This is a genomic window from Bacillus sp. JJ1127, from assembly GCF_036965845.1.
Lineage (GTDB): Bacteria > Bacillota > Bacilli > Bacillales > Bacillaceae_G > Bacillus_A.
The window spans coordinates 1-366 of sequence record NZ_JBALQK010000329.1 but is presented as its reverse complement, the minus strand read 5'-3'; the positions used below and the strand labels follow the sequence as shown (position 1 = coordinate 366).

The following is a 366-nucleotide window of genomic DNA, read 5'->3' as shown; positions in this document are numbered from 1 at the left end:
CTTTTTTATAAACATCGTGATTTTATTTTAAATGTAAGCGTATGAAAAACCTATCATACATTCGACTTATACCTTCTTTTAAAAGTGGTCCGAAGCATGCGAAGTAATCCTTATTATGGATTACGATTATTTAACAAAGCGTCTGAAGTAGATAATGACTATCAAGAACTTGCTAAAAATCAAGGGAAAGATTATGAATACTGGACACGTCGTAAATTTGTAATTGAAAACATTCTCTTAGAAAGACAAGGTTATTTTCCTGAAAAGATAACTGATAAAGTATTAGAGTTTATGGCCGATCAAATTAAAAAGTCAATGAAATGAAAAATGAAAATTTCTCAAACTAAACGCGGTACTCAATAAATC

General features: G+C 29.5%; 1 protein-coding gene. It reads left to right on the top strand.

Annotation, left to right across the window (positions count from 1 at the left end; all coding sequences use genetic code 11):
- Nucleotides 1-96 precede the first annotated feature (96 nt).
- Nucleotides 97-324, top strand: coding sequence for a hypothetical protein (locus V7183_RS23775; RefSeq protein WP_335361044.1), 228 nt, complete (start codon nt 97-99; stop codon nt 322-324).
- The last annotated feature ends 42 nt before the right edge of the window (nt 325-366 follow it).